The following is a 16657-nucleotide window of genomic DNA, read 5'->3' on the forward strand; positions in this document are numbered from 1 at the left end:
CATGAGCCACCACGACCAAGCCGTCGCGCATATTTCCTCTTATTTCGATACAGGCAGCTTTCAGGCCGATCTTGGCCGGTTGGTGTCACGCCCCACCGAAAGCCAAGACCCGCGCGGGCAACCGCATATCAAGGCCTATCTGACCGAAGACATGCCTGCGCTGTTGGAAGGCATGGGGTTTTCGCAAGAGATCTTTGCCAATCCCAAGCCCGGCTTTCCGCCGATCATGGTGGCGCAACGGCTTGAAAACGCGGACCTGCCGACTGTCTTGATCTATGGACATGGCGATGTGGTTTTGGGTCAGGATGACCAATGGCGCGCAGGTCTGAAACCATTTGAAATCGTCGAAGAAGGTGACAGGCTTTACGGGCGCGGGATCGCCGATAACAAGGTCCAGCATCTCATCAATATCAAAGCGCTCGACGCCATCATCGCAACCAAGGGCGCGTTGGGGTTCAACGTCAAACTGCTGATCGAAATGGGCGAGGAAGCGGGCTCACCGGGATTGCGTGACTTCTGCCTAGCACAAAAAGAGCTTTTGGAGGCAGATGTGCTGATCGCCTCTGACGGGCCGCGCCTGCGTCCGGATGTGCCAACCATCTTTACCGGCGCGCGCGGGGGCATCGCCTTTGCGCTTGAGGTCAATCTGCGCGACGGGGCCAACCATTCCGGCAATTTCGGCGGCTTGCTCAGGGATCCGGCCATCACATTGGCCCATGCGCTGGCCTCGATCACCGATGCGCGCGGGCAGCTTTTGATCCCCGAATGGAAGCCGACAAGCCTGACGCCCCGTGTTCGGGAGATCCTGGCCAAACTCCCCGCCCCTCAGTCGGGCGTGCCCCTCGACGCAGATTGGGGCGAAGAGGATTTGACGCAAACCGAACGCGTGCTGGGCTGGAACAGTTTCGCTGTCCTGGCCATGGAATCCGGCGTGCCCGCCGCCCCTTTGAACGCCATTGCCGGTTCTGCCCGCGCGGTCTGCCAGTTGCGCTTTGTTGTGGGGACCGACATGGATGCGATCATCCCGGCTTTGCGCCGCCATCTGGACAAAAACGGGTTCCATCAGGTTGAGATTTCGATGGAGGGCAACCATCACATCTTTCCGGCGACCCGGCTAGACCCCGACCATCCCTATGTCGATTTCGTCGCTGCATCGATCCGCGACACCACTGGCAATGCCCCCGATCTTTTGCCGAACCTCGGCGGCTCGCTCCCAAATGATTGTTTTGCTGATGTTTTGGGATTACCGACAATCTGGATACCGCATTCCTATGCTGGTTGCTCGCAACATGCCCCCAACGAACATGTGTTGAAACCACTGTGCCGCGAGGCGTTGATCGTTATGACCGGGCTTTTTACAAAGATCGGTGACGACGGGCTTCCAGACAGGGGGAGGACATGACGGACCTTACCGAGCTATCCGCACGTGACGCTGCCGCCTTGATTGCCGATCGCTCATTGTCGCCGGTCGACTTGGCCAAGGCTGCGATTGCTCAAATCGAAAAGATCAATCCGGCGGTCAACGCCCTGGCCGATCATGATTTCGATGCTGTACTAAGCGAAGCCCATGCCGCAGAGGCCGCCGTCATGAGGGGCGACATATTGGGCCCGCTGCATGGTGTGCCCTTTGGGGTCAAAGACATGATCGACGTCAAAGGGCTGCGCACGACCTTTGGATCAGAGGCCTTCCAGGACAATGTCGCCACCAAGGATGATCGCATCGTCGCCGCCATGCGTGCGGCGGGCGCTGTGCCGCTGGGCAAGACCAATAATCCCGAATGGAGCGCAGGCGGCAACACCCGAAACCGCGTGTTTGGAGCCACCGCAAACCCCTATGACCTAAGCAAAACCTGCGCCGGGTCCTCGGGTGGATCGGCCGTTGCTTTGGCCTGTCACTATGCACCTTTGGCGACCGGTTCTGATACCGGCGGATCGCTGCGCAACCCCGCCGCCTATTGCGGCATTGTCGGTTTTCGCCCCAGCCCCGGCGTTGTTCCCGGTGATACCCGCGCGGCAGGCTTGCTGCCCATCTCGACCGCCGGACCAATGGCGCGAACAGTGGCGGATGCCGGTCTGATGTTGTCAGTACTGGCCCGCCCGGATCGCGACGACCCGTTTACAACAGTCATCAAGGGGCAGACCCCCTGGACCGCTGAGGGTTTCGCCAACCTTCCGGCGCAGGACCTGTCAAAGCTGCGCATTGCCGTCACAGAAGATTACGGATTTGCGCCAACCGAACGTTTGATCCGTGAGCATTTTCAGGGCGCAATAGCAACACTGGCCCCCTACCTCCCTCGCCTCTCCGAGGCGCATCCGGACTGCGCTGATGCCGACCGCATCTTTGCGGTCTTACGCGGAGTGGTGTTCCTCGGCATTCACGCAAAACTCTATGACGAAACACCTCACCTGGTTGGCCCCAATGTCGCGGAAAATGTGCGCGAGGGGCGCAGCTATGGGGCCGATGACATTGCTCAGGCGCTGTTTGCCCAATCGGCCTATCACCGGCGCTGGCAGGCCTTCTTTGAGCAATATGACTATATTCTCTCCCCCGCCGTAACGATCAGCCCGCGCCCGTGGCGAGAGCTTTATCCAACTCAGATCGACGGGCAGGCAACCGAAAGCTACTATCACTGGTTGGCAATGGCCTATGCCTCAACCATTCCAGGCCATCCATCAATTACCATCCCCTGCGGATTTGACGCATTGGGCATGCCGTTCGGATTGCAAATTGTTGGCAAACGCCATGATGATCTGGGCGTTCTCGCTGTCGCCCAAGAGCTGGAGCGCATCATTGCTGGCACAAATCTTGCCCCACGCAGCCCGGATTTCCAGGCTCTTGCAGATGCACCGCCGCTGAACCAGGCGGAAGAGTTTCTAACCTTCGACTAAGGACGACCCCAAAATGAATATTCCTCTCTCCAAAAAACGCCGTGTTGGCTCGACCCTGTATCTCTCTGGCGAGCTCGGATTTGATGCCGATCGCAAAATTCCAGAAGGCATCAAGGCGCAGACCGAGAACTGTATCGCCAATATCAAGGCCACCCTGGCAACCGAAGGCATGGATCTGTCAAATGTGGTTTCAGCGACCTGCTACCTGACTGATCCGGAAGATTTCGCCGCCTTCAACGAGGTGTATGCCGCCGCCTTTCAAGAACCCTATCCGGTGCGCACCACCGTTGGCAGCGCCTTGATGATCGACGCCAAGGTGGAAATCACCGTCATCGCCGAGGCCTGATCACGTGAGCAGTACCATCGTTCTGGGGGCCGGCATTGTCGGCATCAGCACCGCCCTTGCGCTACAGGCGCGGGGGCTGGACGTCTTGGTTATTGACCGCAAAGCGCCGGGTCAGGAAACCAGTTTTGGCAATGCGGGGGTGATCCAGAACGAGGCGCGCGCGCCCTATGCTTTTCCGCGTGCGCCGCTGACTTTGCTGACCTATGCGCTGGGGCGCAGCAATGACGTTATTTTTGACCTGCCCGCCCTGCCCGGCATGGCCAATGCTTTGGCACAGTATTTCTGGCAATCCGCCCCGCGGCGACACGCCGATATTTCGCGCCACTACGCCGAACTGGTTGCGCAAGCAACGTCAGACCATGCAGCGCTGATCACCGCCTCCGGCGCGGAACACTTGTTGTGCAAATCCGGCTTGGGCGAGATTTTCACAAATCAAAAGGCATTCGAGGCGCGTGCGCTAGAGGCAGAGCAATTTGGCAAAACCCACGAGCTCGCCATGACCACTGTCGATGGCACGCAAATTGCCGCTGAGGAGGGGCTGACCAAGGCACCTGCCGGGGCTGTTCTGTGGCGCGATACATGGCATGTGCGCGATCCCGGTGCCCTGGTTACCGCCTATGCCAAACACTTCATCCGCAATGGCGGGCGCGTGGAGCAGGCGGACATCACTGCGCTGAGCCCCGCCGGGAGCGCGTGGAAAGTAAACACCACATCAATCAGCTATGACGCGAAACACGTTGTAGTCGCGCTAGGCCCCTGGTCGCCAAACCTGCTGGCCCCGCTGGGATATCGCATCCCCATGGTCATGAAGCGCGGCTACCACGCTCACTACAATCACGAAACCGAATTGTCGCGCCCCTACCTCTTTGCGCAAGAGGGACTTGTGCTGTCTTCCATGAATGCAGGGTTGCGTGTAACAACTGGAGCGCATCTGACAGATTTTGACCGACCACAAAAACTGCACCAACTCAAAGCAGGGCTCAAGGCCATATCCGGTTATATTTCTCTGACCGACCGAGTACCTGAGCAGCAATGGCATGGTACAAGACCCTGTTTGCCCGGAATGCTGCCATTGGTCGGCCCAGCGCCAAAGCATCAGGGCCTTTGGTTTAACTTTGGCCACGGGCACCAAGGCTTGACCCTCGGCCCCACCACAGGAAAACGCCTTGCCGCGTTGTTTGAACTGGCGGCAGACTAAAGAAGGCAGATAAGGGCTGCGTTCTTGGCAAACGCCCACTCATGAAGCGACCGCTCAACTTGGCCAGCGACATTTCTGGTCAAGAAAACATGATGCAATTAGAAGTGGCGGAGGCTCAGGGATTCGAACCCTGGGAGGACTTTCACCCTCGCCGGTTTTCAAGACCGGTGCATTCGACCACTCTGCCAAACCTCCGCGTTCGACCTCTTTAGACAGGCCTTTGCGATTCTAAAAGTACCAATGCGGGAAAATCTGCCGATTGATAAACTGCAGGCTTTTCATATGAGCCTCAACAGGTTAATGTGAAGCCAAATATGGGCCGAAAGAGCCCGTTTGAGGCAGTAAAAGACCGGAAAATCCGGCTAAACAGTGCGGCAACGCCCGCGCGAACACAGGCATGAGGCACGGCATGAGCGGGAAAATTTCGCCCAAGTACAACCGGATTCTGCGCGCGACTGTTGCGCTAACAAGCTTTTTGCTGCTTTCGGCCTGCGCCGACGGCCAAATGCCCGGTTTCCTGCAACCCAAGGCGGGCGGCAGCGAGGATCTGGTGGCGCGTGCCGCGACATCCGGCGCGACGACGGAACGCGATGTCGAAGCCCCGGACATATTCCAAGCCACAGAAGCCGGTCTTTGGGATGGTCGCCCGTCATTGGGTGGTGTCTGGGTGGCGCATCCAGATGTAACAGACCCGGAACGTGCCATTATTCGTAACGAAGCCAATGGGAAATTCGTGATCGGAGCGCTGTTCCGCCGCGAGCGTCAATCCCCTGGCCCGCGCTTGCAAGTCTCGTCTGACGCCGCAGCGGCTTTGGGGATCTTGGCCGGTCAGCCGACAAACTTGAACGTTGTCGCCCTGCGCCGCGAAGAAGTCTCTATTGACGCCCCCCTGCCCCAGGCTGAAAGCGCAGCAGCGGCCATGCCCGCCGCGCCGGAAATCAGCGAGGGCACGCTTGATCCGGTCCTTGATGGTGCCAGCAAAGCGATTGAAACCGCCTCTTTGGCACCAACCGCAGCTCCGGCAGCGCCAGCAGCCAAACCTGTGTCTTCCCTGTCGAAACCATTCATTCAGATCGGTATCTTCAGCGTTGAGCAAAACGCGCGCAACACGGCCACGGCAATGCGCCAAGAAGGCATGGTTCCAACCGTGAAAGAGCAAAGCTCGAACGGTAAGAAATTCTGGCGTGTCGTCGTCGGCCCAGCTCAGGACAAACCTGAACTGCAAGCCCTGCTGAAAAAGATCAAAGGCACCGGGTTTACCGACGCCTATGCGGTGACGCATTAATCCCAAAGCGGCGCAGCTTTTCTTTGTATCGGCAAAAAAACGCAGAAGAGCATGGGCGGGCGGGTGACACCCCGCCCCATTCGCGCAATAAACAAAGTGACAAAGCGCAAGCGATTGGCTGAATCACACGCCCATGGCACCGGAGCCATCCGGATTTCAACGGGCTTTACGTTCATCCTGATTGCCCGTGCTGTCTTTGGACCCATTTGTTTGGACAGGAGCTGCCTTTCATGAGCTTTTTGCCCCGTCGCCTGTTGGCCAGCGCCGCTGTTTTTGCGCTTCTTGCTGTGCCTGCCTCGGCTTTTGACACGCGCGCCAAGGCGGCATTTGTTCTTGATCAGACCACAGGCACCGTTTTGCTGGCCAAACGCGCCGACGAAGCCCTGCCCCCCGCATCGATGTCCAAATTGATGACGCTCTACCTTGCGTTTGAAGCTATTCGTGATGGCCGTCTGCGGATGGAAGAGAAACTGCCCGTTTCTAGTCACGCCATGTCTTATGGTGGCTCGACCATGTTTCTGGACACCACCGACCGCGTCAAAGTCGAAGACCTGCTGCGCGGCATTATCGTGTTGTCGGGCAATGATGCCTGCGCGGTGATTGCCGAAACCCTGAGCCCTAACGGGACTGAGCGTGGCTTTGCGCAGTTGATGACGCAGCGGGCGCAGCAATTGGGCATGACCAGCTCCAGTTTCCGCAATGCGTCGGGCTGGCCTGCTGATGGCCATGTCATGTCGATGCGCGATCTTGTGCTTTTGGCCACGCGGCTGATCGAGGATTTCCCTGAGCATTACGGGATGTTTTCGGAAAAGACTTTTGCCTTTGACGGGCGCGCGCCAGGCAATGTCAAAAACCGCAACCCCTTGTTGGCGCTTGGGATTGGCGCGGACGGGTTGAAAACCGGCCATACACGTGAGGCAGGTTACGGGTTGGTTGGCTCGGCTAAAAATGGCGACCGCCGCGTGATCTTTGCCATCACCGGCCTGGACAGCGAACGCGCCCGAGCCGAGGAATCCGAGGCGATCGTCAACTGGGCCTTTCGCCAGTTTGCCGAACAAACCATTGTGACCAAGGACAAGGCCGTCGCCGATGCAGATATCTGGCTTGGGGCTGAGGATAAGGTCGGTTTGGTTTCAACCAAAGACATCACCTTGCTTTTGCCGGTGAACCCATTGGGCGGCGTCAAGGCCGAGGTTGTGTATACCGGCCCGATCGAAGCGCCTGTCGAGCAAGGCCAAAAACTGGCCGAACTAATCATCAGCCCCGAAGGACTGCCAGAAACCCGCGTGCCTCTGGTCGCCGAAAAGGCGGTTGCCGGGGGTGGTTTCATGGATCGGATGCTGACTGTGTCCCAGGTTCTGTTGAAACGTTTGCAGGACGGTCCAAAGGAGCAGATGTGACGACTTCAAACGGCTCATCGGGGCTGTTCATCAGCTTTGAAGGCATTGACGGATCAGGAAAATCCACCCAAGCGCGCATGTTGGCGCAGGCGTTGGAACAAGACGGGCGCGATGTTGTGTTGACCCGCGAACCGGGTGGCAGCCCGGGGGCTGAGGAAATTCGCGCACTTGTTTTGCAGGGCGATCCTGACCGCTGGTCTGCCGAGACGGAATTGCTGCTGTTCACAGCTGCGCGCCGCGATCATCTGGAACGGACAATCCGCCCAGCTTTGGCTGCGGGCAAGGTGGTGATTTGCGACCGTTTTGCCGACAGCACCCGCATGTATCAGGGCCTGTCGCGGGGTGATCTGCGGGCCAAGGTTGACGCTTTGCATGAGTTGATGATCGGGCAAGAACCGGATGTGACCTTGCTCTTTGATATGGACCCGGCGGCGGGTCTTGCGCGGGCCAAGTCGCGCGCGACGGTCGAAGAACGGTTTGAGGATTTCGGCGTTGGCTTGCAGGAAAAGATGCGGGCCGGGTTCCTTGCCTTGTCACAGGAATTTGCCGCCCGCTTTGAGGTGATCAATGCCGCGCGCGGGATCGAAGACATTGCGGCTGACGTTCTCGCCCGGATCAAGGCGCGCCTGCCATGAGCGACGCGCCACTTCCCGAACCGGATCGCATCGCAGGGGCTCCGCATCCGCGCGAAACCCTGCGCCTGATTGGACAACAGGCCGCCGAAGAGGACTTTCTGACTGCCTTCAACTCGGACCGCTTGCATCATGGTTGGCTGCTGACCGGCCCGCGCGGGGTGGGCAAGGCAACCTTGGCCTGGCGGATTGCGCGGTTCCTGTTGGCCACGCCGCCGGCGGCGGATGACATGTTCGGGGCCCCTCCCCCGCCAGACAACCTAGATATTTCACCGGATCACCCCGTATCGCACCGCATTTTGGCCCTGTCTGAACCGGGCCTGTTCCTTTTGCGGCGCGGCGGTGCGGGCAGTTCCGAAAGCGATCAGGCCAAAGCCTTGGCCGAGGGACGGTTCGCCGCCGAAATCCGCGTAAACGAAGTGCGCAAGCTCGGCCATTTCTTTTCGCTGTCGGCGGCGGATGGTGGGCGACGCGTGGTGATTGTCGATAGCGCGGATGAGCTGAACGTACAGGCCGCCAACGCCATTCTCAAAATGCTCGAAGAGCCGCCTGCGAACACCACGCTTATTCTGATCAGTCACCAACCCGCGCGCTTATTGCCGACGATCCGGTCGCGCTGTCGCGTGCTGCGCCTCGGGCCTTTATCGCCCGAGGACATGTCCGAAGCATTGGCGCAGGCCGATGCCCATGTCGAACCACAAGACGCTGCTGCGCTCACCGAGCTTTCACAGGGGTCGGTTGGCGAAGCCCTGCGCCTGATCAATCTCGATGGCCTGCCATTATATAATGAGATCCTGTCGGTTCTTGGCAGCCTTCCCAATTTCGACCGGCCACGACTCTTGGCGTTGTCTGAAAGCTGCGCGGGCAAAGGCAAAGAAGCGCGACTGGATCTGTTGTTGACGCTTGTCGATCAGGCAACCGCGCGACTGGCCCGCACAGGCGTTACAGGCCAGCCCCCTCTGAACGAAGCCGCTCCGAAGGAAGCAGGCATTCTGGCGCGCCTGTCGCCGGATGCGCATACAGGGCGTCACTGGGCGACCATCGCCGGACAAGCCAGCGACCGGGCGCGCCATGCACGCGCGGTCAATGTCGATCCGGCCGCTTTGGTAACGGATCTGTTTTTGCAGTTAAAAAGCTGAAAAGCACAGTCACGCCTTCTTTTCGCCAAAGACGTGCGCAATTGCTCAACATATTGAGTTTAAGTTGGTTTCCCGTCGATGCTTCGCACCCTGTTTTTCAGCCTTCTACTTTCCATCACCTGCTTAGCCTCTTTTGCGCAGGTCGCTGGCAAGAGTAGCGAACCCGCTTATCAGGTCATCTTCCTTGCCTGGGAAAATGACTTTGACGCACTTGATCAATATCTTGACGATTTGCGCGTGAATCAGCGCCTGCATGAAAATGGCGCGTGGTTGCTGACACACGCGTACTTTCCATTTTATGAAAATCCTCAAATCTTGACCGAAGAGTCAGTGCCTACAATTGTTAATAGTGTCGACTCCTGGCGCGCGGCCCGTCCCAATTCGGTAAGCGCCCTAAATGCAAAGGCGATTTTACTAACGAGGCATGCGAAATCCCTGCCCGAAGACTCATCAAACCGGCAGGATGCGGTTACTAAGGCTTTGGAGTTTATGGCGAACCATGCGGAGATCGGCGATCAAGATCCACATTGGCGCGCAACCCAGCTAGAGCTACTGGCCCTGCAAACAGTCCCAATCCCCAACTTTGAGGCTAGGTTTGCTGAGGAGCTATCTCAGAATCCCGGTTTTGCTCCCCTTCAACGCAGCGCCGCGTCCTATTTGGCGCGCCATGAACCGAAGAAGCTTTCTGAGTTTGTTCTGACCGCCGATGAACGCTTTACGGGCATGACCTCGCGCCTGTTCAGCCACATCTTACATGACCTCCCTCGACCCAGCGAAGCAGACTGGTCAAAAATTCGGACGTCCTACTTGTCGGTAATGGACGAGTTCCCAAACGCTTGGAACCAGCAAGCGTTGGCGAAGGCGGCTTGTACCGTCGGTGATTTCGAATTGGCGGCTAAGCACATTGAAAAATTGCCGTGGCTGGATGTGCTTTGGGTATGGGGGACCCCAGATGTACCACAAACCTGCCGGGATGAGATCATCGCGCGCGAGATCTGGACCTGCGAGGAATCGCGCTCTTCACAGTGCCTTGCACAACCGGAGTCGTTCAGTTGGTTCGAAAGTTTTCTTGTCATGGCGGTTGGATGTTTTGCAGCGACTTACGTTAGCGTTTCGCTTTGGTCTTGGTACAAGCTTCGAAATGCCCCCCGTATTACACAAGATGAAATCGACGCGCTAAAACAAGCGCAAGACCAAAGCCGTTTGCCGCGTGTCAGAATAGAGAACACAGCATTGCCACCTGCCGATAATGTCCAAAGCCGTCTGGGCGGAGCACCTACTGCCGACGAAACCCATCGCCATTGGCCCGTCACCGAGGAAACGGGAATGCCAATGTTGTTTCTCGCGCAGATCAATTTTTCCGAAACCCAGCCCCTGCCTGATTTTCCGGATAGTGGCATTTTGCAGCTGTTTGCTGGCATCGAAACGGATGGGCGTTTGGTGTTTACAGAAGACCCCGGCAGTTTCGAGTTGAGATACCTGCCTAATCCCGAAGCAGACGACACCATGGCCTTACCTTTCCAGCTTGAGAATGTCCCCAAACACTCAGCGCTGAGCAAAGAGGCTCTTCTTGAAGGGCGGGCACTGCGCTTTGAGGCCGATACCGCTATTGCCTCAATCCATCACAGCTCTCTCGATCGGTTTCGTCAGGATTGGCACAATAGGTTGCCCGAAAGCGACGATATTGGTGCACAACTTGAAGCCTTCGAAAAGGCCGAAGAGCTGGAATCAGCCGCTGCCCCTACCCATTGGGTCGGCGGGCATCCTGACTTTGTTCAAGAGGATGTGCGTTTTGATCCAGACTGGCAGGAGATGGATCGGGTACTGCTCCATCTTGGCTTTGACGATGATCTATGTCTGGGCGACGCGGGCATGCTCAACGTCATGATTACGCAAGAGGATCTGCGCAACAGGGCGTTTGACAAGGCTATTTGCACTTGGGATTGCAGTTAAAAAAATGGGCGCGAAACCGCGCCCGTTTTTAACCCCAGATCGTTCTTAGAGGAATTACACAATCCCGCCTTGGATCAGACGATCCGCAAGCTGGCCATAGGCTTTGGCCATATCGCTTTCCCCCGTGGCGATGGGCGTGCCGCCATCTCCGCCCAAGCGGGTGTCGAGATCGATGGGCAATTGCGCCAGCAGCGGAACACCCAGCTTATCTGCCTCTTGCGAAACACCGTTATGGCCAAAGATATGGCTCTCGCCGCCGCAATGGGGGCAAACAAAGACCGCCATGTTTTCGATCAGGCCCAGGACCGGCGTTTTGAGCGTTGCGAATGCATCCAGCGCTTTGCGTGCATCAATCAGGGCGACATCCTGCGGGGTGCTGACCACAATGGCCCCAGCGACCTCGGATTTTTGGCAGAGCGACAGTTGCACGTCACCGGTGCCGGGCGGCAAATCGACGATCAGCACGTCCAATTCGCCCCATTCGACCTGCATCAACATCTGCTGCAGCGCCCCCATCAACATCGGACCACGCCACACCACAGCCTTTTCCTCGGCCAGCATAGAGCCAATCGACATAACGGTGACGCCATGAGCCTTAAGCGGGATGATGGTTTTGCCATCCGGGCTGGCGGGTTTGTCGGTCAGGCCAAACATGCGCGGCTGCGATGGGCCATGAATATCCGCATCCAGCAGCCCGACCTTTTTACCAGCCCGAGCGAGGGCCACGGCGAGGTTCGAGGACACGGTAGACTTGCCAACACCACCTTTGCCGGACCCAATCGCCAGCAGCGTTTTCACACCGGCAGGCTTCATCACCCCCTCTTGCGGTTTGGGATGCCCGCCCATTTTCAACTGTGGTGGCGGAGATTTCGCCTCGGCCGTCAAAACCGCGCTGACCGAACTGACCCCCTGAACCTGAGCAACCGCCGCCTCTGCCGCTTTGCGCAGTGGCTCCATATGGCGGGCGATTTCCGGATTCGGTGCTTCGATAACAAAGCGCACATTGCTGCCCTCTACCGTCAAAGCACGAATCATATCTCTGGAATATAGGTTTCCGCCATCAGGCAATTCGAGCCGGGCCAGGGCCTCTCGAATCGCGGATTTCATGTCACTCATGCGAATTCTCCGTTTCTGATGCACCTTTAACTGGCGTCACCCCCAACTGTGTGCAACCCAGAACATCACTTAGCTCAAAGCTAAGGCGTTTTGTGAAGGTTACCCAACGTTTCTCATGCATTTTCTGCATAGCAGCAATGCTTTGACAGCCATTGTGCAGTCGCAGCATTTCCCCCATGTTTAACGCAACCAAGCACTACAGCCACAAAGGCACGATGAAAATGGCATACGCAACGCACACTGATACAGCAGCCCAAAGCGGTTTGGGTGCACGTGTTTCGACGCTTCTGATCGACATCCGTGCGCGTCTGGCGCGTCGCAAAGTGTATCGCCAGACCCTGACCGAGCTGCAGACCCTCAGCAACCGCGAGTTGGCGGATCTGGGTCTGAACCGCTCGATCATTCGCCGCGTGGCTTATCAGGCCGCTTACGAGGTCTAAGACATAGAACACCGCCTGACGCTCTCCTCCTCCCTGCGTCTTGCGGCTTCGGCGACGGTATCTCTCCTCCTCCCTGATACCGCCGCCGCCTAATTCGAGCCAGAACGGCTCAACGACATGACAGACCCTCTCCTCCTCCCTGGGTCTTTCATAGATGCGGTGGCCCCTCTCCTCCTCCCTGGGGTCACCGCAACCAGTTTCGGACCAAGCGGTCCACATGACATGTCTGGCCCACTCCTCCTCCCGGGCCTTTCATAGTCGCGGCGGCTCCTCTCCTCCTCCCTGGAGCCGCCGCAAACCAAATTCGGACCTGAACGGTCCAACGCCTTGCTGGGTCCTCTCCTCCTCCCTGGACCCTTCAAAGCGGCGGTGATGCCACTCCTCCTCCCGGCCTCACCGCCACGCTCTTCGGGTCAAACGACCCAACGATATGTCTGGCCCTCTCCTCCTCCCTGGGCCTTTCATAATTGCGGTGGCCTCTCTCCTCCTCCCTGAGGTCACCGCACAAAAATTCAGAGCCTCAATGGCTCATCTGCTTTGGAGCCCCATCTCCTCCTCCCTTGGGGTTTTCAAAAACTGGAAACGGCGGTCGCTCTCTCCTCCTCCCTGAGCGCCGCCGTTTTTCCGTTTTCAAAGGAGGGGGATTCAGCCGATCCAGGACAAGGTCGCGGCAGCCAGGACGAGATACCGCCCGGCCTTGGCAATCGTCACCAAGAGCAAAAACATCCAAAGAGGTTCGCGCAATATCCCGGCCATCACCGTCAGGGGATCCCCTACAATCGGCAGCCAACTGCCCAGAAGGGACCAACGCCCGTAGCGGCGATACCACGCTTCTGCGCGGAGCAGTTGATCCTCGGATGCAGGAAACCAGCGCCGTTTTTGAAACCGCAGGGCAAAACGCCCCAGCAGCCAATTCACCAGCGACCCCAGCACATTTCCCGTTGTGGCAAAGACCAACAACCAGACAACGGAATGTGCCTCGCCCAGCAGCAACCCGACAAGTACGGCTTCGGATTGCATCGGCAAGACGGTCGCAGCAATCAATGCGGAGGCAAAAAGGCTGAGATAGGCGATCATAGGCTTTCCCTGTCGCACAGATTTGCAAAGGTAAAGCCTTGAAAAGCGATTTCGTCCCGCGCCACCTTCCACTTCCTCGCCACATTCGCTAGATGCTTCTCAACCAAAGACGAGGAATTTCCGATGCCCATGGAAAAGACGTTCAACGCCGCCGAGGCGGAGCCGCGGATCAGCAAGCAGTGGCAGGACCAAAAGGCCTTTGCCGCCGGTGCCAATAAAAGCCGGGATGAGAGCTTTTGCGTGATGATCCCCCCCCCGAACGTCACGGGTGCTTTGCATGTGGGCCATGCGTTCAACAACACCTTGCAGGATATCCTAACGCGCTGGCACCGGATGCGCGGCTTTGACACGCTGTGGCAGCCAGGACAGGACCATGCGGGCATCGCCACCCAGTTGATGGTGGAAAAGGAACTGGCCAAGACCCAGCAGCCCAGCCGGGCAGAACTGGGGCGTGAGAAGTTCCTTGAAAAGGTTTGGGAATGGAAAGGCCAATATGGCGGCACCATCGTCGAGCAGCTCAAACGTTTGGGCTGTTCCTGCGACTGGGATCGCAACGCCTTTACCATGGCAGGCGCGCCGGGCGACCCGCGCACCGGGCACGAAAACTCGCCCAATTTCCACGATGCGGTGATCAAGGTCTTTGTTGATATGTACAACAAGGGGCTGATCTATCGCGGCAAGCGTCTGGTCAACTGGGACCCGCATTTCGAAACTGCAATTTCTGACCTTGAGGTCGAGAACATCGAAGTGGCGGGCCATATGTGGCACTTCAAATACCCGCTCGCGGGTGGGGCCACCTATACCTATGTGGAAAAGGACGAAGACGGGAATATCACGCTTGAGGAAGAGCGCGATTATATCTCCATCGCCACCACCCGCCCCGAAACCATGCTGGGCGACGGCGCGGTGGCTGTTCACCCATCCGATGAACGTTACGCCCCTATCGTTGGCAAGCTCTGCGAGATCCCGGTTGGTCCGAAAGAGCATCGCCGCCTGATCCCGATCATTACCGACGAATACCCTGACAAAGATTTCGGCTCGGGCGCGGTGAAGATCACCGGCGCGCATGATTTCAACGACTACCAAGTCGCCAAACGTGGCGGCATCCCGATGTATCGCCTGATGGACACGCGCGGTGCGATGCGTGCCGATGGTGGATCCTATGACGAAGCTGCGACTCTGGCTGGTGCCGTAGCTCGTGGCGAACGCACGTTGAGCGAAGCCGAAGCGGATGCCGTCAACCTCGTCCCAGACCACCTGCGCGGGCTGGATCGGTTCGAGGCGCGCGAAAAAGTCGTGGCCGAGATCACCGCCGAGGGGCTGGCGGTCATGACCACCTCAGACGATCCACGCCTGGGCGGCAAGAAAAAGAAGAAGGGCGAAGAAGACAGCGACCCGATCCAGGTACCGCTGGTCGAGGCCAAGCCGATCATGCAACCCTTTGGCGACCGCTCCAAGGTTGTCATCGAACCGATGCTGACCGATCAATGGTATGTGGACGCCGAAAAGGTCGTCGGCCCCGCTCTGGATGCGGTGCGCAACGGCGACATCAAGATCATGCCGGAATCGGGCGAAAAAACCTACTACCACTGGCTGGAAAACATCGAACCTTGGTGCATCTCACGCCAGCTCTGGTGGGGCCACCAGATCCCGGTTTGGTATGTGCCTCATGGACAATGCACCAACGGAATCTGGGAAGTAACCGGGTTCGAGGCGGTCTGTGCCGCGACCGAAGCAGATGCATGGAAAAGAATGCAGATTCCCGGTGATGCACGGATCGCTAGCTACGAAGAGGCTGTGGCTAAGAATTTCTTTGACGAGGAAACGGATGAGTTGCTGGTCTATCGCGACCCCGACGTGCTCGACACCTGGTTCTCCTCCGGCCTCTGGCCCATTGGCACGCTGGGCTGGCCCGAAAACACTGAGGAGATGCAGAAATACTTCCCCACCGATGTGCTGATCACCGGCTTTGACATCCTGTTCTTCTGGGTCGCCCGGATGATCATGATGCAGCTCGCCGTGGTGGATGAAAAGCCGTTCCACACCGTCTATCTGCACCAACTCGTCCGCGACGAGAAGGGCAAGAAGATGTCGAAAACCACCGGCAATGTCATCGACCCGCTGGAAATCATCGACGAATACGGTGCCGACGCCCTGCGCTTTACCAACACCGCCATGGCCTCCATCGGTGGCGTGCTGAAACTGTCCAAAGACCGCATCGCCGGCTACCGCAACTTTGGCACCAAGCTCTGGAACGCCACCCGCTTTGCCGAGATGAACGGCGCGGTGGGAGCAGACATGGAGCCGCGCGCCCTGCCCGCCAACCCGCAGGCCACGTTGAACAAATGGATCATCGGTGAAACCGCCAAAGTGCGCGAAACCGTTGATTTGGCCCTGGCCGAATACCGCTTCAACGACGCGGCGCTTTCGCTTTATGCCTTTGTCTGGGGCAAGGTCTGCGACTGGTATGTGGAATTCTCCAAACCCCTCTTCAGCAGTGATGACGAGGCTGTCGCGCAGGAAACCCGCGACACCATGGCCTGGGTGCTGGATCAATGCATGATCCTGCTGCACCCGATCATGCCCTTCATCACCGAAGAGCTCTGGGACAACACCGCCAAACGCTCCAAGATGTTGGTTCACGCCGATTGGCCGACTTATGGCGCGGATCTTGTGGATGCCGAGGCCGAAGCCGAAATGTCCTGGGTGATCGCCCTGATCGAAGGCGTACGCTCGGCCCGCGCCCAGATGAACGTGCCCGCCGGTCTCTATGTGCCAATGCTGGGTCTTGGCATGGGCGACAATGCCAAAGGCGCGTGGGAACGCAACGAAACGCTGATCAAACGCATGGCACGGATCGAGTCTCTCGACCTCGTCGATGCCTTCCCCAAGGGCTGCATCACCATCCCACTAGGTGACGCCAGCTATGGCTTGCCACTTGCCGACATCATTGATGTGGACAAGGAAAAGGCGCGCCTGGAAAAGGCTCTCGCCAAGCTGCAAAAAGAAATCGCCGGGTTGCGCGGTCGCCTCAACAACCCCAAATTCGCCGCCTCCGCCCCGCCAGAGGTCGTCGAAGAGGCCCAGGCCAACCTGGCTGCACGCGAAGAGGATGAGGCCAAGCTCGAAGAAGCCCTCGCCCGCCTCGCCGAAATCGGCTGATCAAAACATAACCCGGAGCC

Annotated in this window: 13 protein-coding genes and 1 tRNA gene; 11 read left to right on the forward strand and 3 right to left on the reverse strand. The window is 58.2% G+C overall.

What is annotated here, in order from left to right; translation table 11 throughout:
- Position 1: 1 nt before the first annotated feature.
- From CLV87_RS00285 to CLV87_RS00300, 4 genes are read left to right on the forward strand one after another with little or no spacing between them, the layout of a single operon-like run.
- Entirely contained in the window at positions 2-1402 is a 1401-nt protein-coding gene (locus CLV87_RS00285; RefSeq protein WP_099244409.1) for a M20 family metallopeptidase, read from the forward strand.
- Entirely contained in the window at positions 1399-2889 is a 1491-nt protein-coding gene (locus tag CLV87_RS00290; RefSeq protein ID WP_099244407.1) for an amidase, read from the forward strand. The genes CLV87_RS00285 and CLV87_RS00290 overlap by 4 nt, the downstream gene beginning before the upstream one ends.
- A gap of 13 nt (positions 2890-2902) precedes the next feature.
- On the forward strand, positions 2903-3235 hold the full coding sequence (locus CLV87_RS00295; RefSeq protein WP_099244405.1) for a RidA family protein: 333 nt from the start codon (positions 2903-2905) through the stop codon (positions 3233-3235).
- Between the two features lie 4 nt (positions 3236-3239).
- The gene (locus tag CLV87_RS00300) at positions 3240-4433 is read left to right on the forward strand and encodes an NAD(P)/FAD-dependent oxidoreductase (protein WP_099244403.1); all 1194 of its coding nucleotides are present in this window, start codon (positions 3240-3242) and stop codon (positions 4431-4433) included.
- Between the two features lie 105 nt (positions 4434-4538).
- Here CLV87_RS00300 and CLV87_RS00305 read toward each other — a convergent pair.
- Positions 4539-4628, reverse strand: a tRNA-Ser gene (locus CLV87_RS00305).
- A 214-nt stretch (positions 4629-4842) separates the two neighbouring features.
- Here CLV87_RS00305 and CLV87_RS00310 point away from each other — a divergent pair.
- From CLV87_RS00310 to CLV87_RS00330, 5 genes are all read left to right on the forward strand, one after another.
- The gene (locus tag CLV87_RS00310) at positions 4843-5718 is read left to right on the forward strand and encodes an SPOR domain-containing protein (protein WP_235871788.1); all 876 of its coding nucleotides are present in this window, start codon (positions 4843-4845) and stop codon (positions 5716-5718) included.
- 230 nt (positions 5719-5948) lie between these two features.
- The gene (locus CLV87_RS00315) at positions 5949-7118 is read left to right on the forward strand and encodes a D-alanyl-D-alanine carboxypeptidase family protein (RefSeq protein ID WP_099244399.1); all 1170 of its coding nucleotides are present in this window, start codon (positions 5949-5951) and stop codon (positions 7116-7118) included.
- On the forward strand, positions 7115-7753 hold the full coding sequence (gene tmk / locus CLV87_RS00320; protein WP_099244397.1) for a dTMP kinase: 639 nt from the start codon (positions 7115-7117) through the stop codon (positions 7751-7753). Before CLV87_RS00315 ends, tmk begins: the two co-directional genes overlap by 4 nt.
- A complete protein-coding gene (locus CLV87_RS00325; protein ID WP_099244395.1) occupies positions 7750-8889 on the forward strand; it encodes a DNA polymerase III subunit delta' in 1140 nt (379 codons plus the stop codon). Before tmk ends, CLV87_RS00325 begins: the two co-directional genes overlap by 4 nt.
- A 78-nt stretch (positions 8890-8967) precedes the next feature.
- Positions 8968-10842 carry a YwqG family protein gene (locus CLV87_RS00330; RefSeq protein ID WP_099244394.1) on the forward strand — a complete coding sequence of 625 codons (1875 nt, stop codon included), beginning with the start codon at positions 8968-8970 and terminating at the stop codon, positions 10840-10842.
- A 54-nt stretch (positions 10843-10896) separates the two neighbouring features.
- Here CLV87_RS00330 and CLV87_RS00335 read toward each other — a convergent pair whose 3' ends face one another.
- Complete coding sequence (locus tag CLV87_RS00335; protein ID WP_099244392.1) at positions 10897-11958, reverse strand: Mrp/NBP35 family ATP-binding protein; 1062 nt, start codon at positions 11956-11958, stop codon at positions 10897-10899.
- Positions 11959-12134: 176 nt separating this feature from the next.
- Here CLV87_RS00335 and CLV87_RS00340 point away from each other — a divergent pair, with 176 nt between their 5' ends.
- Positions 12135-12398, forward strand: coding sequence for a DUF1127 domain-containing protein (locus CLV87_RS00340; protein ID WP_370739626.1), 264 nt, complete (start codon positions 12135-12137; stop codon positions 12396-12398).
- Between the two features lie 645 nt (positions 12399-13043).
- Here the strand turns inward: CLV87_RS00340 and CLV87_RS00345 are convergent.
- The gene (locus CLV87_RS00345; protein ID WP_099244390.1) at positions 13044-13475 is read right to left on the reverse strand and encodes a YqaA family protein; all 432 of its coding nucleotides are present in this window, start codon (positions 13473-13475) and stop codon (positions 13044-13046) included.
- A gap of 123 nt (positions 13476-13598) precedes the next feature.
- On the opposite strand from CLV87_RS00345, the gene CLV87_RS00350 reads away from it, so the two are divergent.
- Entirely contained in the window at positions 13599-16637 is a 3039-nt protein-coding gene (locus tag CLV87_RS00350) for a valine--tRNA ligase (protein ID WP_099244388.1), read from the forward strand.
- Positions 16638-16657 lie beyond the last annotated feature (20 nt).

It is taken from the genome of Pelagimonas phthalicica (assembly GCF_004364805.1).
GTDB classification, from domain to species: Bacteria; Pseudomonadota; Alphaproteobacteria; order Rhodobacterales; family Rhodobacteraceae; genus Pelagimonas; species Pelagimonas phthalicica.